Raw genomic sequence first — 26,388 nt, forward strand, 5'->3', positions numbered from 1 at the left:
GGCGGGCGGGTGCCCCGTCACCCACGCGGCGCGGAGTTGCGCCTCCGGACGTGAGCGATCGTCCGGAGGCAGGGGGAAACGACCCCGGAACGACCCTGGGCGCCCGTAGCTCCGCCCTGGTCGGAGCTGAGAAGTTGATGTTCACTCCAGAAGCGGCTTTGCCACGTGACTGTCACCCTGGACAAGATGCTCACGAGTCCGAACGGGCCTCCGCCGCAGGGGGTTCGGACGACTGCGGGCGCAATCGACAGCACGTCGGCGCGTCGCCTGTCCCTCCGCTCGTATCTGAGGACGACTATGTCTCACCACATGCCGGACGCCACCGGGGCCGGCGCCCCGCGCAGTGGCCGCAGGCGCGGCAAGGCTGTCCGGGCCGACCTGAGCACCGAGCGCGGTCTGCGAGAGCGCACCACGGTGCTCGCAGTCGCGCCGGCCGGAGCGGTTGCCGCACTCGCCGGCGGGGCGTTCGCAGTCTCCGCGGCGGGCGCGGCCGGACCGCTGGTGTGGGGTGCGGGAGTCTCGGCCGGAGTGTGCTGCGCGGCCGTACTGGTCGCCGCGCGGCGTGCCGCGCACGGCACAGCGGATGCCATCCACCGGCAGCGTGCCGAGACCGACGCCGCGGTCGGCAAGTGGATCAACCACCTGAGGCACCTTGCCGCCGAGGGACACAAGAGCGTCACCCGGACAGTGGACCAACTGCGCAGCGGAGAACGCCCCGAGGAGCCCCCGCCGCTGCCCGAAGCGGCCGGCTCGCCGCATGCCTTCGCCGTACTGGAACAGCATTTGCAGCAGCTCCAGCACGCAGCGCAGACCGCGGTGATCCATGCGGGTACCCGCCAGCAGGTGGACGCCTTCGTCAACATTTCCCGGCGGCTGCAGATTCTGGTGACGCGCGCGCTGAAGCAGCTCGACGACGCCGAGCGGGTCGTCGAGGACCCCGAGCACCTCGACCGGCTCTACACCATCGACCACCTCGTCACCCGGGTTCACCGCGCGGTGGAGAGCCTGGCGGTCCTCGGTGGCGCGGTGCCCCGGCATTTCACCTCACCGGTCCCGCTGGCCACGGTGCTGCGTCAGGCCGTCGCAGAGATCGAGCATTACCCCCGGGTGCGTGTGCTGCCGCCGCCGTCCGGTTACGAGGTACTCGGCCACTCCGCCGTCGAGATCATCCACCTCATCGCCGAACTCGCCGAGAACGCCACCAAGTTCTCGCCGCCCCGCACCCAGGTGATGATCCGTGCTCAGGTGGCGACCTCCGGCATGGTCGTGGAGATCGAGGACCGCGGTCTCGGCATGTCCGCCGAGGTGCGGGACGAGATGAACCGGCTCCTCGCCCAGCCCGAAATGTTCGACGTCGACCAGCAACTGCAGGACGGGCGTACCGGTCTGTTCGTCGTGGCGAAGATAGCCAGGCGGCGAGGGCTCGTGGTGCAGCTCCAGCAGAACCTGTACGGCGGCACCCAGGCCGTCGTGGTCCTGTCGCACTCGGTGCTCAGCGAGTCCCGCGCCCTGAAGCCGCCGACGCAGCGCACTGCCCCGGAGCCGCCTCACACTGCCCCGGAGCCGCCTCACGCTGCCCCGGAGCCGCCTCCCGAGCCGGAGGCACCCCGCGCTCCTGCTCCTGCTCCCGCACCCGGCCCGAACCGGCAGGCGCAGCCGTTGCCCCCCGCCGTGGACCACGCGCGGGCCCACGAGGACCGGGAGTACCGGGAGGACCGGGAGGCCCAGGGAGTGTCCACGCCGCCCCTTCCTGAGCGGCCGGTGCAGGCCACGCCCCCCGCGGCCGCCGAGGACGCCACCGGGCGCCCACGCCTCGCCCGGCGGAACAAGGAACGCCGTTCCCACCTCACCCCTGAACTTCGCGAGCAGACGCCGACCGCAGGCCACGGCCACGGCCACAGCCACGGCGACTCGATCGACGCAGGACTGCTCGCCCGCTTCACCGAGGGACTGCAGAGGGCCGAACAAGCCGACCGGGCCACCCCCGGCCCCCCTGTGGCACCCACTCAGCGCACTGATTCCCAGGAGTACCGATGACGACCCAGCCCTCATTCGAGCAGGACCTGGACTGGCTGCTGGCGGACCTCACGGCCCGGGTGCCCGCCGTGACCGGCGCCGTCCTGGCCTCCAGCGACGGTGTGATGCGCCATCGCCACGGACTGGGGCACGACGACGCGGACCGGCTCAGCGCGATCACCACCGGCATGTGTTCGCTCGGCGGCGGTCTCGCCACCATCCAGCAGAACTTCGGCGGGGTGGAGCAGGTCATCGTGCAGGGCGAGGGCGGCTATCTGTTCGTGTCCCGAGCCGGGGTCAACGGCGTACTCGGCGTGCTCACGGACAAGAGCGCGGACGTCGGCATGGTCGGTTACGAGATCGCCATGCTCGTCAAGAGCGTCAGGGGACACCTGGGCACGCCCTCGCGCATCGCCCAGGGTCCCTCCGGCGCTCTGGTCGAATAACCGTGGCGGATTTCGCCGATGACCCCTGGCTGGCCGAGGACACTGCGCACCTGCGGCTCTACGCGCTGACCGGCGGCCGCACCCGGCCGGCCCGCGCCTTGGGCCTGGTGTCGCGGGTCCGGCTCGCCCCCGGACTCGTCCCCGGGACGCTGGGCACTCTCGGACCCGAGAGTGCCCAGGTGGTCGAAGTGTGCAGCCGGGAACCGCGTTCGGTCGCGGAGATCGCCGCCCGGCTGGGGATCCCCGTGAACGTCACCAAGATCCTCCTGTCCGATCTGCTCGACACCCACGTACTCGTTCCCGCGCTTCCGCCGCGAGAGGCGGACGGCAGCGACCCACTCCTCCTGGAGGCGGCACTTGAAGGCCTACGAAGCCTCTGACGACATCCCCCTGACTGCACTGAAGATCCTCATCGCAGGCGGGTTCGGGGTGGGCAAGACCACCATGGTCGCCACGGTCAGCGAGATCGCGCCGTTGACCACGGAGGAGACCCTCACCACGGCCAGCGCGGACACCGACAGCCTGGCGGGCGTGGAGAACAAGACCACCACCACGGTGAGCATGGACTTCGGACGCATCACACTGTGGCGCCAGCAACTGCAGCTCCTGCTGTTCGGTACGCCGGGCCAGGACCGCTTCTGGTTCATGTGGGACGACCTCGCCCACGGCTCCATCGGCGCGGTGGTGCTCGCCGACACCCGGCGTCTGGACTCCTGTTTCAACGCCGTGGAGTTCTTCGAGGACCGCGGTGTGCCCTTCGTCGTGGCGGTCAACGAGTTCGACACCGCGCACCGCTACACACCCGAGGAAGTACAGGGCGCGCTGGAGCTGAGCCCCGACGTGCCCGTCATCATGTTCGACGCGCGCGCCCCGTTCTCCGCCCGACAGGTCCTGATCCGCCTCGTCGAGTACGCGCTCACCGTCTCCCTCCGCTCCTCGCGGCAGGCTGATGACCCACACACTTCGCATGCCACCCCCACCGAATCCTTCGACGGGAACTTCCACCGTGCCCTTTGACGCAGAAACGGGCCTGCACGTGCAGGCCCCCGACACCGAACTCGCCGCCCGCACCGCGCGGCTCGCCGAACTCGGGCTGGGCGAGGCGGACAGTGACCTCGACGCCCTCGCCACCGAGCTCGCCGAGGCGGCAGGCACCCCGTACGCAATGGTCAACCTCATCACCGACCAGCAGTTCTTCGCGGGCCTGCACACACCGCAGGGCCTGCCCAACACCCTGGGCCCGCACGATGCGATGAGCGGGCCCGAGGTCGGCCGGGTGATGGAGCGCGACCACGGCTACTGCCCCGAGGTCATCAGCCGCCGCATCCCGCTCGTCCTGCCGGACGTGTACGCGGCGCCCCGCTTCGCGGGCAACCCCGTGGTCGACGAACTGGGTATCCGCGTGTACCTCGGGGCGCCGCTCATCGACGAAGAGACCGGCATCGCCCTGGGCACCGTGTGCGCGGTCGGCACCGAGCCGCGCCCGCTGGCCACCGCGCGCGGCTCCCTCGGCCTGATCAAGAGCTTCCGCGACCAGGCGATGGACCGCATCTACGAAGCCGCGCGTTCCCGCCCGTGATGCCGTCCTACACGACCGCCGCTTCGGGGACGAACGGAGCGGCGAGCCGGCTGGACCAGTCGCTGCGCGAGGTACCGAGTGCGACCTCGGCGAGGCGGTACAGCTGGATGTCGGACGTGCCGGCGGGGGCGTAGATGTGCGAGGCGTCCCGGGCGAACCGCTCGACGGGCCGGTCGGGGAACAGGCCGCACGCGGCATGGATCTCCATCGCGGACCGTGCCGAGTCGATGGCGGACTCCACATTGAGGTACTTGGCGTTCATCAGTTCCGCGTCGCACGGGAGGCCGGAGTCCAGCAGATGCACGGCATGGTAGGCGGCCAGGCGCGCGGTCATCAGCCGGTGCTGCATGAGTCCGAGCTTCTGCTTGACCGTGGGCACCGCGCTGAGCGGTTTGCCGTAGCGCTGCTGTTCGGCCGCATACCGGGTCGTCTCCTCCACCAGCGCCTGATGAATGCCGAGCGAAACGGCGGTCAGATTCGGTCTGCCGTACAGGACGCTGGAGGAGTACGCCACATCGAGTCCACGGCCCTCTCCGCCGAGGAGATTCTCGGCGGGGACACGGCAGTTCTCGTAGCGGATCTCGCCGAAGCTGAACCCGTGCAGGCCCATCGCGGGCTGGTGCGGGGCCAGCGAGAAGCCGGGCCTGTCGGATTCCACGAGGAACGCCGAGAGGCCGCTCGACCCCTCCCCGGTCCGTACGACCACACCGTGCAGGTCGCCGACGTGACTGTTGCCGACGAACACCTTGCGGCCATTGAGGACGTACTCATCGCCCTCCCGCCGGGCCGTCGACTCCATGCCGAGCACATGCCCACCGGACTGGGGCTCGGTCACCGCGATCGTCGGCAGGCAGTCGCCGGCCGCGACCGCGGGCAGCCACTTCCGCTTCTGCCGCTCGTCACCAAAGTGAATGATCTTGGCTACGCCCAGCTGCGATGCCTGCACCATGGCGCCCATGGCCCCGCTGACCCGAGACAGCTCCTCGATGATGACGGTCTTCGCCAAGTGGCCCAGCCCCATCCCGCCGTATGCCGGGTCGACGGTGACGCCGAGCCAGCCCTCCTTGGCGATGAGACGGGACAGCTCGTGCTCCACGGACCGGGATGCCTCCATGTCCGCTATCCGGGGCGCCACCTTCGCCTCGGCGAAGGCACGGATCTCCGCCCGCAACGTCTCGTGACGCTCCGTCATAAAATAGCTGTCCATCTGCAACCCTTCCCTACATGCAGGCCGCTTGGATCCCGCCCGCGCCGGACGGCGCGTGGCCCGGTCGGCCTTCCGGTGGACGTACGAAAATCAGGAGCCCGTGAATGGCGCACGGTCGATTGCGGTCCGCCCACCACGCGGGGTGGCGCGGGCGGCACGGCCATGAGGGCTCGTCGGACAGAAGGAGGCAGACGCGTTCACCGGGGACGGCGGAGCGCTGCTGCCCGGCGCCGATCCGTCATCCGGCAGACCTCCCCGACAGGAGGCGCCGGGCAGATAGGGGCGGGGGCGTGCCGGTACGCTCGGCGCGGACCTGCGCGCCGACGACGCGCACGCGGATCACGTATCGCCCCACACTCGCTCCCGTGGTCGGGTTGGCACATTCGATGGCCACAGGGTGTGACCACTGCCGGAACAGTCGGACGGCCCTGCCCCTGAGCGCTTCTTTGCGCCCCGGAGAAGGACCTGTCTCTACGGTGACGATCTGTCGGCCGGTTTTCACTACATGTGCGGGGTCGTTTCAGGGTCGTTCTCGACGGCCGAGCCCGCGACCTGCGCCTTCAGCCGCCAATGTCGCTGTTGTTCGATCCGGAGGATGCGGCCCGCGGGTCGGAGAGCAGCAGCTTGTCCAAGGCTGCCCAGGGCTCGACGGGATGCAGGCGGGCCCCTGGGAAAAATGAGCGGCAGAGTCCCAAGTCCCTTGGTACGGTGCGCCGATGCCGGCGACCAAGAAGTTCCAAGTCACCTTTGACTGCGCAGAACCTGAGCGTCTCGCTCGTTTCTGGTGCGAGGTGTTGGGGTACGTCGTACCGCCGCCACCAGACGGGTTTGCCACTTGGGATGATTACCGGCGTTCGCAGCCACCGGAGCAGCGGGATTCATGGTTCGCCTGCATGGATCCCTCAGGCGTGGGCCCGCGACTGTACTTCCAGCGCGTCCCCGAAGGGAAGGCGGCCAAGAACCGGGTGCATCTGGACGTACGGGTCGGCACCGGACTCGTCGGCAAAGAGCGCCTCGCCGTACTTGAGGCCGAATGCGCACGACTGGTCCCGCTCGGCGCAGTACACGTGCAGACGCTGTACGACGGCAATGACTCGTGCATCCCGATGCTGGACATCGAGGGCAACGAGTTCTGTATCGACTGAGCACCTGGGACGGGCCGGGAGTTATCCCGTGAGGGCGAGGTTGTACACGCGCTTGCCCCGTGCGCAAGCAGGCCCACAGTGGACATTCGCCGCTTCCGCTGTGCCCATTCGCGTGAACCATGATCATCCGGGAGTGTCGCGGTACATGCGCGTCCCCGTACTGCCTCATCGTATGCCTGCCCGGTACTGAGCGGGCCCATGTGATGACGGCGGAAGGGCACGACTGTGCAGATCAGCCGACGGGGCGTACTACGTGGCGGTGCGGCCTCCATGGCCGGGGCCGCGCTGGCAGGGGCGTACGGGAGCAGCCCGGCGGCCGCCGCCACCGGAGGGCACCCCGAGCCCGCCGCCTGGCGGGAGCTTCGCCGGATCGTGAGCCCGGCCGCCCGGCTGTACCGCCCGGGCGATCAGGACTATCCGGCCCAGGCCACCGCCAACAACCAGCGCTATGCCTCCATCCGTCCGGCCGGAGTGCTCAGCTGTGCGTCCCCGGAGGACGTGGCAGCGGCGGTCCGCTGGTGCGCGAAGCACGGAGTGCCCTTCGCGCCCCGCTCCGGCGGCCACAGCTACGCCGGATATTCGACCACCAGCGGTCTGGTGATCAGCCTGCGGCCGATCCGGCAGGTGGTACCACGGGAACGCCGGCTGCACCTGGGCGGCGGCGCCACCAACTCGGACGTGTACGCGGCCCGCGACGCGGGCCTGTACTTCCCCGGCGGGCGCTGCCCCGGCGTCGGCGTGGCCGGCCTGACACTCGGCGGCGGTCTCGGCTTCAACGACCGCAAGTGGGGCCTGACCTGCGACCGGCTCGTCGAGACCCGCGTCGTCCTCTCCGACGGAACCCTGGTGCGTGCCGCCGACAACGAGAACTCCGACCTGTTCTGGGCGTGCCGCGGCGGGGCGGGCGGCAACTTCGGCATCAACACCGGCTTCGTCTTCGACGCCGTGCCGGTGAGCCGGCTGCGCGCCACCGTCTTCGACGTTTCCTTCGGCCTGGGCGCAGGCGTGCAGGTGATGGACGAAGTACGGCACATTCTCGACGCAGACCGCGGCTGTGACTTCGATCTGCGCATCGGCTTCAAGCGCGCGGGCGACGGGACGACTTCCGTGTCGGTGCTCGGGCATCGACTCGGGTCCGAAGAGGCGCTGCGTCGTGTCATCGGGCCACTGCTGAAGCTGCACCCCTCCAAGGTGTTCATCAAGGAGCAGGATTTCTGGTCCGCGCAGGGCTACCTCAAGGGGACCCTTCCGCTGGAGTGCCATGCCTCCAAGTCCCTTGTTCCCGACCGGTGGTTGAGCGCGGACACGGTGAGCGCCATCACCGAGTGGGCCCGCACCTGGCGGCCCGGCCCGGCCCGGGCCGGCGGCTATGTGACGCTCTTCGCCATGGGCGGCTCCGGCAATGCGCCTCGTCCCCACGAGACCGCCTACCCCCACCGCGGCGCCACCTTCGTGATCGATGTCGGCACCCAATGGAAGCCCGACACCGCACCCGCCGACGTGGCCGCCCTGCTGGAACAGACCCGCACCATGCACCGCAAGCTCAGCCATCACCTGCACACCGACGCGGCCTACGTGAACTTCCCCGACCCGGACCTACATGGCTGGCAACACGCCTACTACGGTGCCAACTACGAGCGTCTGGTCCAGGTCAAGCGCCGGTACGACCCGGCCGGCCTGTTCCGCTACGCACAGGCCATCGGGGAACCCGAGAGCCGATAACACGCTCGACAGCCCTGGCGCGGCAGCGGCTCTGCCCAGGACTCCGCAGACTTGCTCACCTCACCTCACCTCTCCTCTCCTCTCCTCACCTCCGCACCCCCCGCGGGACGTGCTGGTAGCCGTCACCAGCGGCTCCCGACGCCGCATCCCGCAGCGCGTCGAGTCCGGCCGCTACGATCGGATGTGCGGCACTGCCTCGCCGTACGACGCTCAAGTACCGCCGCACAGACACCGGTTCACCCCGCAGGGGGACCCGCGTGACCGCATGCGCGGGAAGCGGCACGATCCTGGGCAGGAGGCAGACGCCGAAGCCCTCGGCGACGAGGGCTGAGACGGCGTACCACTCTTTGACCTCATGGGCGATGTGCGGGGTGAAGCCGGCCGCCGCGCACGCCGCCGTCACCAGCGGATAGGTGTCGTTGTTCCGTTCCTTGACGATCCACGACTCACCGGCGGCCTCGGCCAGTTCGACACCCTCGGGCCGGGCGAGCCGGTGCCCTTCAGGAACGAGCAAATCCTGACGATCGGTCAGCAACGGCGCCTGCTCGAAACGGGCATCGGTGACGGGCGGCGCGTCGGGGCCGGGCAGTACCAGGGCCACGTCCGCGTCGTCGGCAAGCAGGAGCCGGTAGCATTCCGCGCTCTCCTCCTCGACAATCCGTGGCTCCACCTGCGGGTGAGAGCTCCGTAGCCGGGCGAGGGCCGGGGCGGCGAGCGCGGCGAGCGCGGAAGAGACCCCGCACAATCGCAGCGTGCCCCGCGGGGTCTCGCTCTGCTGCGCGAGCTCTGCCTGGGCGACCTCCCACTGCGCCTGCAACACGTCGGCGTGCCGAAGCAGGGTGAGCGCGGCCGGTGTCAGCCGCACGCGCCGGCCCTCCGGCCGCAGCAGCTTCACCCCCAGATCGCGGCCCAGCAGGCGCAACTGCTGGGAGACGGCAGAGGGGGTGAGGTGCAGCACGGCGGCCGTCGCGGTCACCGTGCCGTGCTCGGCGAGGGTCCGCAGGACATGCAGCCGGTGGTCAATCATGTAGGCAAGCCTAAACACATTCATGCGAAAAGGTTTGCTGGACGTGCATGCTCACGCTCACTGAGCCTGGGGGCATGACAAAGCCTCCCGCCCCCGCACTGATGCTCGGCAGCGTCCTGAGCATCCAGTTCGGGCAGGCGCTGGGCAAGCAGCTCTCCGGCTCGGTCGGCGCGCCGGGAGCCGTGGCGCTGCGCCTCGGCCTGGCCGCGGTGCTCCTGCTTCTCCTGTACCGCCCGCCACTGCCACGCAGCCGTACTGACCTGCTCCTCGTCCTCGGCTTCGGGACGGCCATCGCGGGGATGAACCTGATCTACCCCGCGCTGCTCTTCCTGCCCCTGGGACTGGCGAGCGCCCTCCAGCTCCTCGGACCGATCACGCTCGCACTGCTCACCTCACGCCGCCTCCGTGATGTGGGATGCGCCGCGTTGGCCGGATGGGGCGTGTGGCTCTTCCACGCCCCGGACGGCAGCGGCATCCCGCTCGCCGGAGTGCTTCTCGCTTTGGCCGCGGGGGTCTCCATGGCCGCGTACCTCGTACTGAGCACAAAGGCGGGATCCCGCAGTGCGGGAGGCGGTCCGCTGGCACTGGCGGTGACCTGGGCGGCCGTGCTCACGGTGCCACTGGGCATAGCAGACCGAGGGGCGGAACTGCTCGCCCCTCGGGCGCTGGCGGCCGGGGTCGCGGTGGCGGTGCTCTCGGCAGTGCTCCCGTACTCACTGGAAATGGCAGCCCTGAGACGCCTGCCGACGCGCACGGTGGGCGTGCTGACCAGCCTGGAACCCGCGAGCGCGGGCCTTGCCGGAGTGCTGGTCCTGGACGAGCACCTCACCATTGTCCAGTGGGCGGCTCTGGCATGCGTGGGCGCAGCGAGCGCCGGGGCAGTGGTCCGGCGGGAGAAGAGTTACAGCGGGCCGCGCCTCGTCGCCAAAGCGAGCCCGAGCCGAAATGGCCGCCGCTGACACGGACCCGTCTCTTCACCGCGCAACGAGGTGGGCATGTCGAGTGCTGGTTGAGATCCATCTCAACCAGCACTTTTTGCTTTCCGGAGTCATAAGTCTGTGGGCGTAACCAGTGGCTCGTCTCAGAGCGTTGAACAGGTAAATCCTGAGGTGTCCGGCAGTTTCCTGACGATACTGGCGTGGTGATGATGGATGCTGCGAACGCGCTGGCTGTGATCCGGGCTGTGGAGTCACAGGGCGTGGAGGTGTGGCTCGGGGACGGTGGATGGGGCGTGGATGCTCTCCTTGGCGAGCAGACCCGTCCGCACAAGGACGTCGATCTGATCCTCCGTGTCGACCAGGCTGAAGATGCGGTCCAGGCCCTGCAGGGCCTGGGCTTCGCCGTTGCCGAGGGCTGTCTTTCCTCGTGCTTCGTCCTTCGTGATCAGGATGGAAGGAACGTGGATGTCCATCCCGTTGTCTTCGACGGAGAGGGCAACGGCGACTACACCATGGAGAACGGCGAGGTGTGGGTGTATGAAGCCTCTTGGTTCGGCGGGACCGGGACACTACGGGGCCAACCGGTGCGCTGCCTGACCGCGAAGGGGCAGGTGATGTGCCACACGGGGTATGAACTCGATGACGAGGACCGTCGGGACATAGCGGCCCTGCATGAGCAGTTCGGTGTGGAACTCCTGCCTGAACAGCGACCGGTGCGGTAGAGCGGGATCACGCCGCTAAGGGGTATTCGGTCCATCTCCTGGCCCGTGAGCGACCAAGACCTGTTGTTACCGCAGCCGAGTCACCGCCACTGTGCTGAGGCGTCACAACACCTTGGGACATCTCTCAGGGGCGCTCCTCGAAGGCGTCCAGGCGTGCCGGATCGCGTTCGATGACCGGGGCCAGGACCTCGTCGATGCGCTTGACCAGCTCAACGTCGAGGGTGACGGCCGCGGCCTTGGCATTCTCCGTGACCTGCTCGGGGCGGGAGGACCCGACGATTGCAGCGGAGACATTGGGGTTGTGCAGCATCGGGTCGGCACCCGCGATAATCCGGTGCCACTTACATGTAATGCCCGAATTGGGGGAGTGACTTACCTCTGCTCCGAAACTTTCAGCTCAGGTCCTCGGGCCTCTCGTGTTGGAATACTGGACACTTGATGGGCGAAACGCCCGCCAGGTCGACGGATTGATCTACGCCGCCATGTACACCCGCGAGGTCCGGCCCCCGGCGAACCTGCGCGGTCGCCCCGTTGTCCTGCTGAACTGCCTCGGCGACGGCTTCGAGGCGCCCGCAGTTATCCCGGACGAGGTGAACGCGAGCCGGACGGCGGCCCAGGCGCTGCTCGACGCCGGTCACCGCGAGGGCATCTACGTCATCGGCGGCCACCACCTCACCCCCGCCACCCCGACCGGCGCGTTCGCCAGCCATGAGCGGATGGCAGGCATCGAAGCGGCTCTGCGCGCGGCCGGTACCTCACCTGCGGGCGTCCTTGAGTGCGCCTGGGAGCCGGAACACGGCTTCGACCAGGTCCGTACGCTCCTTGCCGCAGGGCATCGGCCCAAGGGGCTCATCTGCTGCAACGACCGTGTCGCGATGGGCGCGTACCAGGCCCTCCACGAAGCCGGTCTCGCCGTCCCGCAGGATGTCTCCCTCGTCTCCTTCGACAACTCGGACCTGGCTTACTGGCTTCGCCCCCAGCTCACCAGCGTGGCCCTGCCCCACTACGAACTCGGCAGCAAGGCCGTCGAACTGCTCATCACCAACGACCTTGAGCCGTCCGTACACCGCGTCCCCATGCCCTTGCACCGCCGCTCCTTCATCGCCCCCACCGGCCGACTGGAAGACCGCTGAGACTGCCCAGCCCACTATCAAGGCCCGCCCGACGGATAGTTGCGCGACCCGCCTCCGCGGCGATCAGGGCGCGTTCCTGTCGGTGATGTGCCAACTACCGCCGAATTGCCGAGCGTGGACCCAGGTGCAACCGTCGGGGCTAAGATCGGTGGCGGCACCGCGTGTCGGTCACCGGCTGGGTGAGGCATGGAGGTGCCGGGAGATGCCCTTGGAGGCATTCCTTGCCGGTCGAGCTGAACCACACGATCATTCATGCCCGGGACAACCGGGAGTCCGCCGAGTTCTTCGCGGACCTGTTGGGTCTTGAGATTACCGCAGAGTGGGGCCCGTTCATCGCGGTCGCCCTGAGCAACGGCGTCACGCTGGACTTCGCCACGATCCCCGCGGACCAGATCACTCCGCAGCACTACGCCTTCCTGGTCTCCGAGGAGGAATTCGATGCGGCGTACGCACACATCACACAGAGCGGCATCGAGCACTATGCCGACCCGCAGCGGCAATACCCCGGCGTGATCAACCACAACGACGGCGGCCGCGGTGTGTACTTCATAGACCCGGCGGGCCATGCCATGGAACTCATCACTGTTCCCTACGGCGGCTGGCCGGCGTAAGCACATGCACGGAGGGCCGCGTCCGCGCCATGCGCGGACGCGGCCCTCGACGCCACAAGAAGCCACTGGAACCACAAGACCGAGTGGGGCAAGCCTGTACCGGGCGGTGGGTTTGATGCGTGACCCGACGCAACGCCTGCGAAATGCGGGGGCGGCTGAGGGGACGTCAGGGAAGCCCAACGCGAGGCTTTCGACGGGCGGATCGGAGAGTTCAGTGGCATGCCGACCTTGGGTACGAGGAGGCGAGTGACGATACCCCCGTGGCCACCGTACGCAGGGGATTCAACCTGCGACGGCCGCGTAAATTATGGCCTGGGCGCTGAACAGCCACAGGCCGGTCAGGAAGACCACCACGTAGGTGAGGCCCAGGGGCATGTGGATGCTCAGCAGGTAGATGCCGGTGGCGGTCAGGGCGAACCAGATGGCCGCGATGCGGGGGGGCACCGAAGCGGTCGGCGAAGCGGCCGGCGATCAGCATGCCTGCGATACCGCCGAGGTTGATGACCACGACGAAAGCCAGGGAGGAGCCCAGCTGAGCCGGCGCCCGCCGCCGACGAGACCCCACAGCCCAACGCTTCGCCGACCAAGGCTCCGCCGATGAACGCTCCGCAGACCAACGCTTCACCGGCCAAGGCTCCGCTGCGTCTGCTGTTGCAGCGGAAGTACCTGCTGCCGACGCTGCTGCTCACGGTGCTGTGGGTGCCCCAGTCCATCGGCTTTTTCGGATACTCGAGCTGGGCGCCCACCCTGCTGGCCAAGGAGGGCTTCGGCGTCGAGAAGTCGGTCTTCTATGTGGCGCTCACCACGGTCGGCGCGCCACTGGGCTCGTATCTGGCGTGCCTGGTCACCGACCGGTTCGAACGCAAGTGGTGCCTGGCCGCCTTCGGTACGGTCATCGCGCTGTGCGGCCTGCTGCACGGGCTCACCTTCAACCCCGTCCTGATCATCGTCTTCGGCTTCCTGGTCAACATGTTCGAGCGCGGCTACACGGCACTCGGCTACGCCTACTCCCCGGAACTCTTCGACACCCGGCCGCTCGCTGGGAACCGGCGTCTCCTACGGACGGGGCCCGCTGCCGAACGCCGCCGGACCGTTGATCGTCGCGGCCCTCTACAACGGCCACGGCTATCGGAGCGTCGTCTACTTCATCGCCGGCACCTGGCTGGGCCCGTCAGTTGCACAGCTAGGGCATGAGGCCGGCCGCGATCGTGGCGCCGAGGTTCCAGCAGGCTTCGCTGTCGGCCTTGTCCGGCTCCCCGGTGACAAGCACGTTCTCGGCGGACTTGGTCCAGCCCAGCCCCGTGGTGATGGATTCCACGCCGCGGACGGCGCCTGTGGTGTCGTTGTTGCCGTGCACGTAGAGGCCGTACGGGCGGCCTCGGGTGGCGTCGAGGCAGGGGTAGTAGATGGTGTCGAAGAAGACCTTGAGCGCGCCGCTCATCATGCCGAGGTTGGCCGGGGTCCCCAGGATGTACGCGTCCGCGTCCAGCGCGTCGGAGACCGTGGCACCGAGCGCCGGCCTGCGAACGACCTCGACACCCTCGATCTCCTCTGTGGTGGCGCCCGCGACGACGGCTTCGAACATGGCTTGCACGTTGGGCGAGGGCGTGTGGTGAACGATCAGTAGTTTTCGCACGGGACGAGGCTGCCGGGACGACGGGCTCGACGCAACTCCCGCCACCGCCTGAGCCCGGGGCGGTCCAGGGCGCCCCCCGAAGCGCGGCGTCCGGCCCTCCAGCGTCCGGCCCATGAACCCACAGGCCCGCGCCTTCCTCGACGGGATCGCCGACCGCAATGAGCTGCCCCCGAGCCCGTTCGTTCGACGGGGCCCGCTGGCCGGTCGGCTCAGTTCTCTCCATCGACAGTCACCGGCCGGTCGTCCCGCAGCTCGCCGAAGAGTTTCTTCGCCTGCGGCAGGTTCCACTTCACGGCGCTGCCCTTGGACGTCCGGAAGCCGAGGTGGGACACGGGGACATTGAGGCGCTTGCCGTTGCCGGCCGTGACGCCCTTCATTGCCTCGAACAGTGAGGTGAGGGTCCGCAGGTCCGTGTCCTTGTCCACGATGAGCGTGTCCAGTCCCGCCCTCACGGTCGGGTAGACCTTCGACGGGTCGAGGAGGGTGGCCGGGGTGGCGGTCTTGTCGGCCAACGCGGACAGAAATTTCTGTTGGTTCCGGCTGCGTCCCAGATCGCCCTGGGCCTCCTGGTGGCGTTGGCGGACGAACGCGAGGGCCCTGCGGCCGTCGAGCGTATGGCACCCCTTCTTCAGGTCCAGCCCCGACTTCTCGTCCTTGATGTCCCTGTCCACGCACATCCGTACGCCGCCGACCGCGTCCACGATGCCCACGAAGCCTGCGAAGCCGATCTCCGTGTAGTGGTCGATGCGCAGACCCGTGTTGTGTTCGATGGTCCGGACGAGGAGGTCGGGGCCGCCGAACGAGAACGCCGCGTTGAGCTTGTTCTTCGACGCACGGTAGTGCTTGCCCGTATCGGGGCGGATGTACGGCGGGATGGTCACCCACGAGTCGCGTGGCAGGCTCACCATCGTGGTGCCGTGCGCGCCGGTGTGCAGGAGGATCATCGAGTCGGTGCGTCGGCCCGCGTCGGCCGAACCGCCGGTGTGCAGGTCCTTCCTGGCACGGTCGGTCAGGCCGACACGGCTGTCGGAGCCCACGATCAGGTAGTTGGTTCCCCGGCCCTGCGGCGGGCGGTCCGCGAGCCTGCCGAGGTCGACGTCGCGGCTGAGTGTGGTGTCGGCCCAGATGTACGTACCGCAGGCCGTCAGGAGCAGCACCCCGGCCAGGAGGACCGCCGTCCGCGCGAGCCGGCGCCGGCGGCCGGTGCGGGCCGGGGCGGACCTTCCGGCGCTGCGGAGGTGGCACACGCCGGCGCCGCCGTACTGGCGCCCGTCGGGCCACCCGTCCAACCGATCGTTCCGATCGTTCATGGAGGGGAGTGTGTACCTTCAGAGGCTCCGCACCGGATCTTCCGGGAATTTTCCGGAATGAAACGAGGGTTGTGCTACGGCGAACGCGCGCGACCGGGGCCGAGCGTCAACAGGACGCTCGGCCCCCGGCGCTCCGGTCACCGCGACGGGAGGCTCCCGTACGCGACCGGCTGCCCGATCTGCTCGGCGGCGGTGCCCGAGCGGTGCATGCGCTGCCACTTCAGCCGGGTGCCGAGTAGGAACGCCACTACGGACTGAATGACCACCAGGTACATCAACTGCCGGTAGACGAAGAGCTGGAGCGGCATCGACCACAGCGCCCGCACCCGCTCCCCGTCCAGCCGCAGCGCGTATCCCGCCACGGCCAGCTGAAGGGCGAGGAAGGCCAGCCACACCCCGGCCGACTGCACGGGACTGCGGAAGAGCGCCCCGTACAGCGCAAACACATCGACCACCGGTGCGAGCAGTGGCAGGGCGACCTGGAAGAGGGTGAGATAACTCAGCCCGCGGCGGCCGAACCGCCCGGCAGGGCCCACCTCGACCGTCGCACGGCGGTGCTTCCACATGGCCTGCAGCGTGCCGTAACACCAGCGGTACCGCTGCCGCCACAGCTGGCGCAGCGAGGTGGGTACCTCGGTCCAGGCGAGGGCGCTTTCCTCGTAGACCACCCGCCAACCCGCCTCCCACAGCGCCATGGTGAGGTCGGTGTCCTCGGCGAGGGTGTCCGCGCTGACCCCGCCGACGCCCATCAGCGCGTCCCGGCGGAAGGCGCCGATGGCGCCGGGCACCGTCGGCATGCACTCCAGCACCTCGAACATCCGGCGGTCCAGGTTGAACCCGAAGACGTACTCCAGGTGCTGCCATCTGCCCAGCAAGCCACGCCGGTTGCCGACCTTGGTGTTGCCGCTGACCGCACCCACGGCCGGGTGCGCGAGCGGCTGGATGAGCCGGTGGACGGCATCCGGCTCGAAGACGGTGTCGGCATCGACCATGACCACGATGTCGTACATCGCGTGGGCCAGCCCCGTGTTGAGGGCGGCGGCCTTCCCGGCGTTGGCCTGACGGATCACCTGTACGCGGGCGTCGTCGATCCAGGTGGCGAGGTCCGCCGTCCGATCTGTCGACCCGTCGTCGATCACGATGACCTGCAGTTGCCGGTGCGAGGAGGCGAGCAGCGACCGGACGGTGGACTCGATGCCCGCCTCCTCGTTGTAGGCGGGTACGAGGACGGTCACCGGGGCTGTGACCTCCCGCAGCCAGGGCGCGCCCGGGCGGAACCGTGTCAGACGCCGGACGTGGGTACGGGCGAAGAGGACGAGCAGCGCCAGCCGCAGCACGCCCAGCGCGCCGGCGATGACCAGGACCCAGGTCATGACGGTCACCAACGCGTGGCCGAGGGCCTTGGCCCGGATCAGGCCCGTGCCCTGCCACCGTTCCAGGACGGAGGCCGGTCGATCCACCCGGGGCAGCCCGGCCCCGGCCGTCACGGTGGTGAACTCCTTTACGTTTCGGTCGCCCAGCAGCTTCTCCGTCTCCTCGTACGCGGTACCGGTGTGCGCGTACTGCCGGATCAGGCCCTGCGCCGGCTTGCGGGACCGCCGGTCGGCGGCGACCAGTGTGTACCCCTGAGCGGCGGCGTCACGTGCCGCCCGCCATTCGGGGCCGCACATCGTGTCCACCGCGGTGGTCAGCGGCATGCGCAGCAGTCGGGTGTTGATGCCTGCGGAGCCGGCCAGCGCCTTCTGCGTGAGCGACAGCTCCAGATGGGCACGCAGCGGCGATGCCTCGCCCATGGCGGCGCCGGTGTAGGTGTTCGAGCCGATCTCATGGCCCTCGGCGCGTATCCGCCGTACCAGGCCCGGGTGTTCGGCCGCCTCGGCGCCGCGCAGGAAGAAGGTGGCGTGCGCATGATGGCGGCGCAGCAGGCCGAGCAGGCGCGGAGTCCATACGGGATCGGGTCCGCCGTCGTAGGTGAGCGCCACGGTACGGGCGGGCATCGCGGCGGACTTCACCGTACCGCCGTCGCTGCGCACCACCGGGCCGCCCTGGGCCACGGCCCGCGGCACGGGCGTGGTGCAGTCGCGCCGGGTCTTCGCGGCATCGACCTCGTGGGTGGTCCAGCCCTCGAAGAGCAGGGCACCGAACATCACGGGAAGCACGAGGATCAGCAGCAGCCAGTGCCCGCGCGGGTCCCGGGACTGCGCATGTCGGCCCCGGTGCGAGCGGCGCCTCACGTCCTGGCCGAACTGCCGGCCACCGCTACCCGCTCGGGGCGTCTTCGTCTCTCTCGGCCCTGCGCGGAAGCGTCGGTGGATGGCTGATGTACAGGTATTTTCTGCCGTCTTGTGGACCGACTGGCCTTACGCATGGTGGGCGAGTGTACTCATGCAGCAACCGGGGCAGGCGGTGAAAGCGTGCTTTACGCACCACTGCGCCCCCCTCCGGCCATCTCGCCAGCCGACGCGGGCAATCGGGGTGGTCCTGCCCTGACCCAGGGGCTGTTGCGGTATCCGCGGCCGCCACCGAGGCTTCTGCCCTGCGAGCTCAGGCATCGGACTCCGCATCGGACTCCGCATCGGTCAGTGCGGGAGCTGGAGCCGGCCGTGGGACCGCTCGTCAGCCAGCCACTCGTCGGCTTCATGATCGGCGATGAGGGCTGTCAGTTTCGCTCGCAGCTGCGGGTCCAGGTGGCGGCAGGCGCCTGTGAACGTCCGCAGGTTGTCATCGTCGGCCAGCAGGCTCAACAGCTGGAGGACAGCGCCGCTGTTGTCGCGGGGGATGGCCACCAGAGCGGCGGCTGCCCGGACCGTGCCGCTGACGAAATCCTGGCTCGGGAAGCGCTCCAGGGCTCCGTAGACGGCTTCGTGGGCGCCGTAGTCCTCCTCGGCGCGGAGCGAGGCGATGAGCGCCTGAACCGCCGCGGGGCCCTCCGTGCCATCGATCATGTCCGCCAGCTCGACGTAGCGGTCGTAGCGACGTTCGGCTTCCTCGTCGGAGACGGAGGTGTCGCCCTCCTGGGCGAGGTCACCGGTCAACAGCAGCTCTCGCCGCCATGCAACGAAATCGCCGAACGGCATGGATGCTCCGCGAGGTTGTTGGCGGCCGGGGGAGCGCGAAGGGCCGGCCGCCCGCGGCACCGCCGTGCTGTTGGCGGCGCGCGGCATGAGGGCCGGCCGGACCCGAGACAGTTGGAGCAGACGCTACCGTCCGGCCCGCGCCACATACCCGGCGCGGGCCGTGTGAGCAGTCGTCAGGAGTTCTTGAACGTCCAGCTGTACGGCTGGCCTTCGTCCTCGGCCGACCAGCGGACGGACAGTTCCTTCGCGCTCTTCGGGACCATGTAGGTCTCGCAGAGCACGTGGCTCTCGCCCTTCTTCCAGTTTTCGATGTCGCTGTCCGACTCGCAGCCGGGCGCATCGTCCGCGGCACCGATCAGGATGGTTCCGCGCTGGCCGTCGGCGTAGATCTCGACGTTGTCACCGACGCTCGGGTACGAGGCGACGGTGCCGCCGCCCTTGTTCGTGTACTTCACGTGGGCCACCGCGGGAACGAACCCCTTGGCCTTTGCCGGGTCGTCCACCATCTTCTTGGTGTCCGCCTCGGTGCCCACGTCGACCTTCTGCGCGAGCACGGAGTACGTGATCTTGCCGTCGTCCTCCTTGAACGGGCTGGTGGCGCTCTCGCCGGTCGCCAGCTCCCGGCTCTCGGCCTTGTCTTCCTGGAGCTTGCTGGTGCCGCTCTTGGCGCCATTCTTGCTGTCCCCGCCGCCGGACCCGCCGCATGCGGTCAGCGTCAGCGCCAGAACAGCAACGGGCGCGGCCGCACGCAGCCACAGCGTCTTCCGGTTCAGCATGTTGGATCTCCCCGTTAGTTATGATCAGTTGGATGATCATAACCAGAGAACCGGTTGGCGATCACTGTGGTAGGCCGTGGTGGCCTGCGTTTTGTCATACAGACCAGGTGGCCAACTGACCGATGTCAACCGCCCTGTCCGGGATGTCATGAGCGGAAGCCGACGACTCCTGAAGCTTTCGACGGAAACAGTGGCCTTGCCGGACAGTATGCGAGCCCGGTCCCCAGCGGGTCGGTATCGCGCCCCCCGGGCAGGAGGATCTACCCCCCCTGACCAGCTGACGCCGGGGCGGAGGGTCGGAAGCATTGCATCGTCCTGACGGGGTGACTGCCACCTATTGCCACCTGTCGGAGGCATAGCACACAGTCCTATGATCGTCACTCAGCGTGCGAGGGGGCGAATATGGCGGCTGGGGATTCGGCATCGCGACGGGCGCAGGAGGCGCGGCGGCAGGAACGGCTGTTACGAGAGCAGTGGCGGGCCGCGCTGCAGGAAGCCCGCCGATGGGAGGCCGCGGGCGAGGCGGAGCGGCGAGTTGCCGCGCAGCTGCTCGTGCTGACCGAGCGGGGATGGCGACTGCTCGTGGACCGGAGATGGCCAGGGACGCGTGCGGCCAATGTGGACATGCTGCTGATCGGCCCTGGCGGTGTCTTCGTGGTCGATGTGAAGAACTGGCGGCATCCGCCGCAGGTCGTGGAGGGGAAGCTGCGGGCAGGCGGTGAGCTACGGGATGATCACGTGCGCAAGCTGCTGGCGGTGACAAGAACAGCGGACAGTGCGGTGGCCTCGTTGGGGCTCTCGCCGGTGGCCGTGCAGCCGCTCATGGTGTTTGCGGGGCAGCAACTCGACGCGGAACTGGGGCGGTTGCGGCTGCTGGGCGAGCGGGAGGTCGGCCCGGCGCTGATGAAAGAACGGATCAGGCTTCCCCCGGGGTCGGTGCGGGCGATCGCCGACCATCTGGAGCGGGTCTTTGTCGAGTACGAAGGGTCAGGCGTCACCAGTGCGTCTGCACAGGGATCCGGTCGGGCTCAAGTCCCGCAGGGGGACGGGTTGTTCGATGTCGAGAGCTTGCGTGAAGCCGCTCTGGAGGAGGCGCGGCGGGCGCCGATCGAGCAGTGGATGACCTTCCTCGATGCAGAGCAGGTGCCACTGGTCCGGCGCAACTGGTCAGGCCCGGCCAGGATCAGCGGACCGGCCGGTACGGGGAAGACCGTGGTCGCACTGCACCGTACGGCGTATCTCGCGGCGCAGACCAGCGGCCGCATCCTGTATGTCACCTTCGCCAACAACCTTCCCCGGGTACAGGCCACCTTCTTGAACGCGATGTCCCCATCCGTGGCCGACCGGGTGGACTTCCGCAGCTTGCACGCCTGGGCGCAGGAGTTTCTCCACGACCGTGGTGTCCCGGTGCGGCTGCACCGGGAGAAGGCGGAGACGGCCTTCAGCCTCGCCTGGAAGCATGTCGGCCGGGAAAGTTGTCTGGCCGAGATCGACACCACGCCGGGCTACTGGCGAGACGAGATCGACTACGTCATCAAAGGACGCGGGATCACCTCCTTCGAGGAGTACGCAGTCGTGCGTCGACTCCGGCGCCGCTCGGGACTGCGGCGGACCCATCGCGAGGCGGTCTGGGCGCTGTACGAGGCGTATGAAGCCATTCGTGAGGAGCGCGGTGTGCACGACTTCAACGACGTCCTCGCGCTGGCGCTCTCGGAAGTGGCGGGCGGGCACGGTGGAACGGCCGCACCGTACACGGCCGTGATCGTGGACGAGGTGCAGGACCTGACGTTGGTGGGTGTGCGGCTGCTGCACTCTCTGGTCGGCGACGCGCCGAACGGCCTGCTCCTCGTCGGTGACGGCCAGCAGGCGGTCTACCCCGGTGGCTTCCGGCTGTCCGATGCGGGGATCGATATCCGGGGTGCGCGCGGTCAGGTGCTTCGCGTCAACTACCGCAACAGCAAGGAGATCCTGGAGGCGGCGCTGTCCGTTGTCGCCGATGACGTCTTTGAGGATATCGACGGTATGCGTACCCCCGGGCGTCGGGATGTGGAGTTGACGTACTACGAGGGTCAGGTTCAGCGCGCCGTGCTGTCGACGGTGGCGGCGCACGACCAGGCCCTCGTGGACGCACTGCGTGCCCTGCCGCCGCAGGAGTGGGCCGGCGCCGCCGTGCTGTGCCCTTCCAAATGGGCCATCGGCCAGTATCAGAGCCTCCTCACTCAGGCGGGCATTCGTGTGTGCATGCTGGAGCAGTACAACGGCCGACCTGTCGAGGCCGTGAAACTCGGCAGCTACCGGCGTGCCAAAGGGCTGGAGTTCAAGCGCGTGTACCTGCCACGGCACGACGACGCGCTGTCGCACGCCAAGTCGACGGACGGCACCCCACCGGGCGAAACGGCACGGGAACGCGAAGAGATCGCCCGCAGCCAGCTCTTTGTCGCCATGACGCGCGCTCGCGACGTTCTGTGGCTGGGCAGCATTCGCCCGGGGGCCAGCTGAAGCCGCGCAGGCCGGGGCCTCGCCGACGGCGACTGCGCGGTTGAGCCGGACGACGGGGCTACCGGTCAGGCGCGCGAGCTCGTCGTGCCGCTCGACGATTCGACGATCTGTACCCAGTCGGTGTTGTCGATGTACTCGTCGGTCTCCTCGAGTCGGGACGCGAAGTCGTTCATGTACTGCACGTGAGATGGGGTCACGGAGAGTGGTCTGAAGTGTCTGACGTGACCTGGAACATATGAACCTATTGCCCGTTATGGGAGCGTGGTGTACTCCCCATGTGCACACCGTTGTGTCATTGGGTGCGTTTTCATCCCCGACCCCCAGGGAGCCCCATGCCCCGCCGCGTACGCTCCGTTCCGCCCGTCGTCCTGGCAGGCGGTGCGCTGACCCTTGGTTTCGGTGGTCTGTATGCCGCCGGGCTGCTCGCGGGTGGTGACATCGACGCGGGTACATCCGTGCACGGCGTGGACATCGGGGGCCTGAGCCGGGCGGAGGCCGCTCAGAAGCTGGATACGAGCCTGTCGGCGGCCGGATCGAAGGATCTGGTCGTGAAGGTCGGCGACCGTTCCGGCAAGGTGGATCCGGAGCAGGCCGGGCTCTCCGTCGACGTACAGAAGACCGTCGACCGGGCGGCGCACGCCGGTGCCGATCCGGTCACCGTGATCGGCGGGCTCTTCCGCTCGGGCGGCGACGTCGAGCCAGTGGTCCGTACGGACGAGGACAAGGCCCGTGCCGCCCTGGAGAAGCTGGCGGAGACCCACGACCGGAAGGTCCGCGACGGCGCCGTGACCTTCGACAACGGCGAGGTCAGGGAGGTCGCGCCGCGCAGCGGGTATGCCCTGGACGTCGACGCGGCGGTCGGTACCCTGCGTACTGCCTTCGCCGGTGGCGAGGCGGCCGGCGGCAGGACCGGCGATGCAGGCAGCGCGGCCGGCCCCGCCACGGACCTGCCCACCCGCGAGGTCAAGCCGAAGATCACCGCCGAAGAGACGCAGCGGGCGGTGCGCGAGTTCGCGCGCCCGGCCATGACGGGGCCGGTCACGCTCACCTTCGGTGACAAGCCGCTCACGATCAGCCAGGCCACCCTGGGTGAGCACCTGAAGCTGCGGCCGGACGACGCCGACAAGCTGACCCCGAAGCTCGACGTCAAGGGTCTGCGTGCCGACCCCGCGGTGGCCCGTCCCCTGTCCAGGATCGCCGGTCCGGCCCGGGACGCCGAGCTGAATCTCGACGGAGACCGGGTCGTGGTGGGCGCCGACGCCAGGACCGGCCAGGAGTTCACGGACAAGGCGCTGCGCAAGGCTGTAATGCCGCTGCTCACGCGCTCGGGCGCGGCCGCCCGTACCGGCGAGGTGGCGACGGAGAAGACCCAGCCGAAGGTGACCCGCGAGAACGCCGCGCAGCTGGGCCTCAAGGAGAAGATGTCCTCCTTCACCGTCAACTTCGAACCGGCCGCTTACCGTACGAAGAACATCGGACGGGCCGCGGAACTCATCAACGGCTCCCTCGTCCGGCCGGGCGAAACCTGGAGCCTCAACAAGACCGTCGGCGAGCGCACCAAGGCCAATGGCTTTGTCGACGGCACCATGATCCTCAACGGTCAGTACACCAAGGCGGAAGGCGGCGGTGTCTCCTCCGTGGCCACCACCGTTTACAACGCGTTGTTCTTCGCCGGGCTCAAGCCCGTGGAGCACGGCGCGCACTCCTTCTACATCGAGCGCTACCCCGAGGGCCGCGAGGCGACGGTCGCGTGGGGAAGCCTGGACCTCAAGTTCAACAACGACTCCGGCAAGGCCGTCTACATGCAGGCGAAGGCCACCGATACCTCCGTGACGGTCACCTTCCTCGGCACCAAGAAGTACGACGACGTGAAGGCGGTCAAGGGGCCGCGCACCAATGTGGAGAAGCCGGGGGAGCGGCCGGGTGCCAAGAAGAACTGCGAGCCGCAGACCCCGCTCGAAGGCTTCGACGTCACCGTGCACCGGGTCTTCTATCAGGGCGGCGAGGAAGTGAAGCGCGAGCCGTTCCGTACCCACTACATCCCGCGTGACCGGGTGACCTGCGACTGACGGGGAATGCAAGGCGACGCGGCGGGTTCTCACCGGCTCGCTGCCCGCCGGGCGGCCGAGCGGCCGGGCGGGGGAGCATCAGTGGTGCACAGGGACGGTCACGGCTATGTCCCGGGCGGGTGATTCACCGGCAATGGCGAGCGGCGAAGCGTATCGGGCGTATAGAGGGCGTAGTCGATGCCGGTGTCGGGATCGGTGTTGTATCCGGAGTGGAAGGCGGTCTTGTAGGCGTCGCTGCCGATGAGGCGGCGGATCTCTGTCTCGCACGCCTGGCGGGCGGCGACGAGTTCGGGCATGCCCATCTGAGGGGTGCCGAGGGTGTGCCAGATCTGCTCGGCGATGCCGAGGAGGCGCGCGGCCTGCTCGGCGTGCCCGGAGGCGGCAGTCGCGGAGGCGAGCAGGTCGATGGCCATGGCGATGCCGAGGCTGTCGTGCAGGCGGTGTTTGCCCTTGACGGCGGTACGGGCGTGCGCCATGGCTTCCCCCGGCCGTCCCAGCCCGAGCGCTGCGAGGGCGCGCATGTAGTCGCCCCAGGCATGGGCCCAGGTTTCACCGCGGCGGGCGCACTCGGTGCACAGGTCGTCGGCGACGGCCGCGGCGTCGGCGAACTGCCCGAGGTGGACGTGGACGAAGGCCCGGGCGGCCCGTACCAGGAACCACGCCGCGTCATAACGTCCACGGACCGGACGCCCGGTCCGTGACGCATCGAGTACCTGCGCGGCCCGCTGCTGCTCACCGCTGACCGTGAGGCTGCCGCCTTCCAGATAGGCGGCGGCGATCAGGGCGGTCTCGTCGGTCTCTTCCCTCGCGGCCGGCCGGAAAGCGCCGGCGAGGCGGAGCACGGCCTCCGCCTCGCCCTGGGCGATGGCGGCGACGCCGCAGGCCCACAGGGCTTTGGCCCGGACCGGTCCCGGGGTCGGGTCCAGGGCCAGGGCCTGGTCCAGGTAGTGCCGGCCGTCCCGGGCGAAGCCGCAGGCGAACCAGAAGAACCACAACGCGCCGCCGATATCGAGTGCGGTGTGTCCGTCCCCTTCGCCGAGGCAGAAGTCGAGCGCGGCGCGGAGGTTGGCATGCTCGGTGAGCACGTTCTCGTAGCAGGTGATCTGGTCGGGCCCCATCCACATGGCATCCGCGTGGTGGGCCAGCGACTGGTAATACTGCAGGTGCCGTTGGCGCAGTGTGTGCTCCTCGCCCAGGTTGCGCAGCCAGCCGGCACCGTATTCGCGGATGGTGTCCAACATCCGGTAGCGCACTCGGGGGCCGCCCCCTGGTGTGGGGGTGAGAAGGGACTTGTCGGCCAGCGCGTCCAGCACATCCGGGATCTCGCGCTGCGGAAGGTGTGCGTCGGCACAGACCGCCCGGGCCGCCTCGGTGTCGAAACCGTCGGCGAAGACCGACAGCCGGGCCCAGGCCAACCGCTCGACGGGGGTGCACAGTTCGTGGCTCCAGCCGATCGCGGTGCGCAGCGCCTGGTGCCAGGGAGGCTCGGTATCCGCCACCAGATCGTCGGTGTCGCCCAGTGCGGCGAAGCGGTCCTCCAGCCGCTCGGTCAGCTCCGCCACGGTCAACTCCCGCAGGCGGGCGGCGGCGAGCTCGATCGCGAGCGGCAGGCCGTCCAGTCGGCGGCACAGGCGTACGAGGCCGGGGCGGTTGGCGTTGGTGACGGCGAAACCGGGCGCCGCCTCGGCGGCCCGGGCAGCGAGCAGGGCGACCGCATCCGCCTTCCCGGCCGCCCCGTTCTCGTTCTCGGGCACGGGCAGCGGCGCGACGGTCAGCAGCCGCTCCACGTGCATCCGCAGAGGCCGGCGACTGGTCACCAGGATCCGTAGCCCCGGCGCTGCTGCCAGCAGCGCCTCGGCCACCAGGGCGCACTCGGCCACCAGGTGCTCACAGGTATCCAGCACCAGCAGCAGCTCACGGCCCGCCAGGTAGTCCGCCAGTACCTCGATCATCGGACGGGTGGACTGGTCCGCCAAGGGGAGCGCCTCGGCGATGGTGTGCGTCAGCAGGGCACCGCGCTGCAGCGGGGAGAGCTCCACCCACCACGCCCCGTCGCGGAGGTGCGGCTGCGCCTCGGTCGCCGCGCGCAGTGCCAGCCGGGTCTTGCCGACTCCACCGACCCCGGTCAGCGTCACCAGCCGGGAGCCCCCGAGCAGCCGCCGCACCTGCGTCAGCTCCGTTCGGCGCCCGATCAACTCGGTCGTCTCTGCAGGCAGATTCCCCGCCCGCGGCCGCTGAGTGGTCACGACCGCCTCCTCTTCCGCCGCCCCGTACGGGCCTTCGGCCCCGTACGGAAGGAGCCCGTACGGGAGGAGCCTGCCGACTGCTGCCGCGCGACGGGGTCGCTAGCAGCAAAGCGACTGAATGTGACGGCTGGAGACCATGACGGACCGGGGCAAGCAAGAATCTTTACCCCAGCCGAGGCGCAACTGTCTGCGATCGATCACCGAGCGTCAGCCGGCCCCGGCCCCGGCC

23 protein-coding genes and 2 pseudogenes are annotated in these 26,388 nt (G+C 69.1%); 14 read left to right on the plus strand and 11 right to left on the minus strand.

Annotation, left to right across the window (positions count from 1 at the left end; genetic code table 11):
• Positions 1 to 309 precede the first annotated feature (309 nt).
• Genes CCS38_RS31050 through CCS38_RS31070 form a run of 5 tightly spaced genes read left to right on the plus strand, consistent with a single transcriptional unit; the run spans position 310 to position 4,041 of the window.
• Positions 310 to 2,037 carry a sensor histidine kinase gene (locus CCS38_RS31050; RefSeq protein ID WP_223736661.1) on the plus strand — a complete coding sequence of 576 codons (1,728 nt, stop codon included), beginning with the start codon at positions 310 to 312 and terminating at the stop codon, positions 2,035 to 2,037.
• Positions 2,034 to 2,462, plus strand: coding sequence for a roadblock/LC7 domain-containing protein (locus CCS38_RS31055; RefSeq protein WP_223736662.1), 429 nt, complete (start codon positions 2,034 to 2,036; stop codon positions 2,460 to 2,462). The genes CCS38_RS31050 and CCS38_RS31055 overlap by 4 nt, the downstream gene beginning before the upstream one ends.
• Before the next feature lie 2 nt (positions 2,463 to 2,464).
• The gene (locus CCS38_RS31060; protein WP_223736663.1) at positions 2,465 to 2,842 is read left to right on the plus strand and encodes a DUF742 domain-containing protein; all 378 of its coding nucleotides are present in this window, start codon (positions 2,465 to 2,467) and stop codon (positions 2,840 to 2,842) included.
• Positions 2,820 to 3,479 carry a GTP-binding protein gene (locus tag CCS38_RS31065; protein ID WP_223736664.1) on the plus strand — a complete coding sequence of 220 codons (660 nt, stop codon included), beginning with the start codon at positions 2,820 to 2,822 and terminating at the stop codon, positions 3,477 to 3,479. Before CCS38_RS31060 ends, CCS38_RS31065 begins: the two co-directional genes overlap by 23 nt.
• A complete protein-coding gene (locus CCS38_RS31070) occupies positions 3,469 to 4,041 on the plus strand; it encodes a GAF domain-containing protein (RefSeq protein WP_223736665.1) in 573 nt (190 codons plus the stop codon). Before CCS38_RS31065 ends, CCS38_RS31070 begins: the two co-directional genes overlap by 11 nt.
• Positions 4,042 to 4,048: 7 nt before the next feature.
• On the opposite strand, the gene CCS38_RS31075 is transcribed toward CCS38_RS31070, so the two are convergent.
• A complete protein-coding gene (locus CCS38_RS31075) occupies positions 4,049 to 5,248 on the minus strand; it encodes an acyl-CoA dehydrogenase family protein (protein ID WP_223736666.1) in 1,200 nt (399 codons plus the stop codon).
• Positions 5,249 to 5,964: 716 nt separating this feature from the next.
• Between CCS38_RS31075 and CCS38_RS31080 the strand changes: the two genes are divergently transcribed.
• The gene (locus CCS38_RS31080) at positions 5,965 to 6,393 is read left to right on the plus strand and encodes a VOC family protein (RefSeq protein ID WP_223736667.1); all 429 of its coding nucleotides are present in this window, start codon (positions 5,965 to 5,967) and stop codon (positions 6,391 to 6,393) included.
• A gap of 270 nt (positions 6,394 to 6,663) precedes the next feature.
• Positions 6,664 to 8,115 (plus strand): FAD-binding oxidoreductase, encoded by a 1,452-nt coding sequence (locus CCS38_RS31085; protein ID WP_223736668.1) that lies wholly within the window; start codon positions 6,664 to 6,666, stop codon positions 8,113 to 8,115.
• A gap of 85 nt (positions 8,116 to 8,200) precedes the next feature.
• On the opposite strand, the gene CCS38_RS31090 is transcribed toward CCS38_RS31085, so the two are convergent.
• On the minus strand, positions 8,201 to 9,142 hold the full coding sequence (locus tag CCS38_RS31090) for a LysR family transcriptional regulator (RefSeq protein ID WP_223736669.1): 942 nt from the start codon (positions 9,140 to 9,142) through the stop codon (positions 8,201 to 8,203).
• A gap of 74 nt (positions 9,143 to 9,216) precedes the next feature.
• Here CCS38_RS31090 and CCS38_RS31095 point away from each other — a divergent pair, with 74 nt between their 5' ends.
• Positions 9,217 to 10,101 (plus strand): EamA family transporter, encoded by an 885-nt coding sequence (locus CCS38_RS31095; RefSeq protein ID WP_223736670.1) that lies wholly within the window; start codon positions 9,217 to 9,219, stop codon positions 10,099 to 10,101.
• 185 nt (positions 10,102 to 10,286) lie between these two features.
• Positions 10,287 to 10,802 (plus strand): nucleotidyltransferase domain-containing protein, encoded by a 516-nt coding sequence (locus CCS38_RS31100; RefSeq protein ID WP_223736681.1) that lies wholly within the window; start codon positions 10,287 to 10,289, stop codon positions 10,800 to 10,802.
• 124 nt (positions 10,803 to 10,926) lie between these two features.
• On the opposite strand, the gene CCS38_RS31105 is transcribed toward CCS38_RS31100, so the two are convergent.
• The gene (locus CCS38_RS31105; protein WP_223736671.1) at positions 10,927 to 11,112 is read right to left on the minus strand and encodes an aldo/keto reductase; all 186 of its coding nucleotides are present in this window, start codon (positions 11,110 to 11,112) and stop codon (positions 10,927 to 10,929) included.
• Positions 11,113 to 11,218: 106 nt separating this feature from the next.
• Between CCS38_RS31105 and CCS38_RS31110 the strand changes: the two genes are divergently transcribed.
• Together CCS38_RS31110 and CCS38_RS31115 are read left to right on the plus strand one after the other, a co-directional pair.
• Positions 11,219 to 11,935: a substrate-binding domain-containing protein gene (locus CCS38_RS31110; protein WP_223736672.1), complete on the plus strand. Its 717-nt coding sequence runs from the start codon at positions 11,219 to 11,221 to the stop codon at positions 11,933 to 11,935.
• A 221-nt stretch (positions 11,936 to 12,156) separates the two neighbouring features.
• Positions 12,157 to 12,546 carry a VOC family protein gene (locus tag CCS38_RS31115; RefSeq protein ID WP_223736673.1) on the plus strand — a complete coding sequence of 130 codons (390 nt, stop codon included), beginning with the start codon at positions 12,157 to 12,159 and terminating at the stop codon, positions 12,544 to 12,546.
• Positions 12,547 to 12,834: 288 nt separating this feature from the next.
• Here the strand turns inward: CCS38_RS31115 and CCS38_RS31120 are convergent.
• Positions 12,835 to 13,081, minus strand: a pseudogene (locus tag CCS38_RS31120) (MFS transporter); the annotation flags it as partial.
• Between CCS38_RS31120 and CCS38_RS31125 the strand changes: the two are divergent.
• Positions 13,081 to 13,726 (plus strand): annotated as a pseudogene (locus CCS38_RS31125) (MFS transporter); the annotation flags it as partial. The pseudogenes CCS38_RS31120 and CCS38_RS31125 sit on opposite strands and share 1 nt — an antisense overlap.
• Before the next feature lie 3 nt (positions 13,727 to 13,729).
• On the opposite strand, the gene CCS38_RS31130 reads toward CCS38_RS31125, so the two are convergent.
• The 5 genes from CCS38_RS31130 to CCS38_RS31150 all read right to left on the minus strand — a co-directional run bounded on the left by CCS38_RS31130 (position 13,730) and on the right by CCS38_RS31150 (position 19,342).
• On the minus strand, positions 13,730 to 14,182 hold the full coding sequence (locus CCS38_RS31130) for a flavodoxin family protein (RefSeq protein WP_223736682.1): 453 nt from the start codon (positions 14,180 to 14,182) through the stop codon (positions 13,730 to 13,732).
• 209 nt (positions 14,183 to 14,391) lie between these two features.
• Positions 14,392 to 15,492, minus strand: coding sequence for an LCP family protein (locus CCS38_RS31135; RefSeq protein WP_223736674.1), 1,101 nt, complete (start codon positions 15,490 to 15,492; stop codon positions 14,392 to 14,394).
• Positions 15,493 to 15,629: 137 nt separating this feature from the next.
• Positions 15,630 to 17,726 (minus strand): bifunctional polysaccharide deacetylase/glycosyltransferase family 2 protein, encoded by a 2,097-nt coding sequence (locus tag CCS38_RS31140; RefSeq protein WP_223736675.1) that lies wholly within the window; start codon positions 17,724 to 17,726, stop codon positions 15,630 to 15,632.
• 345 nt (positions 17,727 to 18,071) lie between these two features.
• Positions 18,072 to 18,569, minus strand: coding sequence for a hypothetical protein (locus tag CCS38_RS31145; RefSeq protein WP_223736676.1), 498 nt, complete (start codon positions 18,567 to 18,569; stop codon positions 18,072 to 18,074).
• 173 nt (positions 18,570 to 18,742) lie between these two features.
• Positions 18,743 to 19,342 carry a hypothetical protein gene (locus tag CCS38_RS31150; RefSeq protein WP_372457175.1) on the minus strand — a complete coding sequence of 200 codons (600 nt, stop codon included), beginning with the start codon at positions 19,340 to 19,342 and terminating at the stop codon, positions 18,743 to 18,745.
• A gap of 405 nt (positions 19,343 to 19,747) precedes the next feature.
• Between CCS38_RS31150 and CCS38_RS31155 the strand changes: the two genes are divergently transcribed.
• Positions 19,748 to 21,844: a nuclease-related domain-containing DEAD/DEAH box helicase gene (locus CCS38_RS31155; protein ID WP_223736678.1), complete on the plus strand. Its 2,097-nt coding sequence runs from the start codon at positions 19,748 to 19,750 to the stop codon at positions 21,842 to 21,844.
• A 65-nt stretch (positions 21,845 to 21,909) separates the two neighbouring features.
• Here the strand turns inward: CCS38_RS31155 and CCS38_RS35420 are convergent, their stop codons facing one another.
• On the minus strand, positions 21,910 to 22,041 hold the full coding sequence (locus CCS38_RS35420) for a hypothetical protein (RefSeq protein WP_263302767.1): 132 nt from the start codon (positions 22,039 to 22,041) through the stop codon (positions 21,910 to 21,912).
• A 135-nt stretch (positions 22,042 to 22,176) separates the two neighbouring features.
• Between CCS38_RS35420 and CCS38_RS31160 the strand changes: the two genes are divergently transcribed.
• Entirely contained in the window at positions 22,177 to 23,913 is a 1,737-nt protein-coding gene (locus CCS38_RS31160; protein ID WP_223736679.1) for a VanW family protein, read from the plus strand.
• 104 nt (positions 23,914 to 24,017) lie between these two features.
• On the opposite strand, the gene CCS38_RS31165 is transcribed toward CCS38_RS31160, so the two are convergent.
• Complete coding sequence (locus tag CCS38_RS31165; RefSeq protein WP_223736680.1) at positions 24,018 to 26,159, minus strand: ATP-binding protein; 2,142 nt, start codon at positions 26,157 to 26,159, stop codon at positions 24,018 to 24,020.
• Between the last annotated feature and the right edge of the window lie 229 nt (positions 26,160 to 26,388).

It is taken from the genome of Streptomyces purpurogeneiscleroticus (assembly GCF_020024005.1).
GTDB lineage: Bacteria > Actinomycetota > Actinomycetes > Streptomycetales > Streptomycetaceae > Streptomyces > Streptomyces purpurogeneiscleroticus.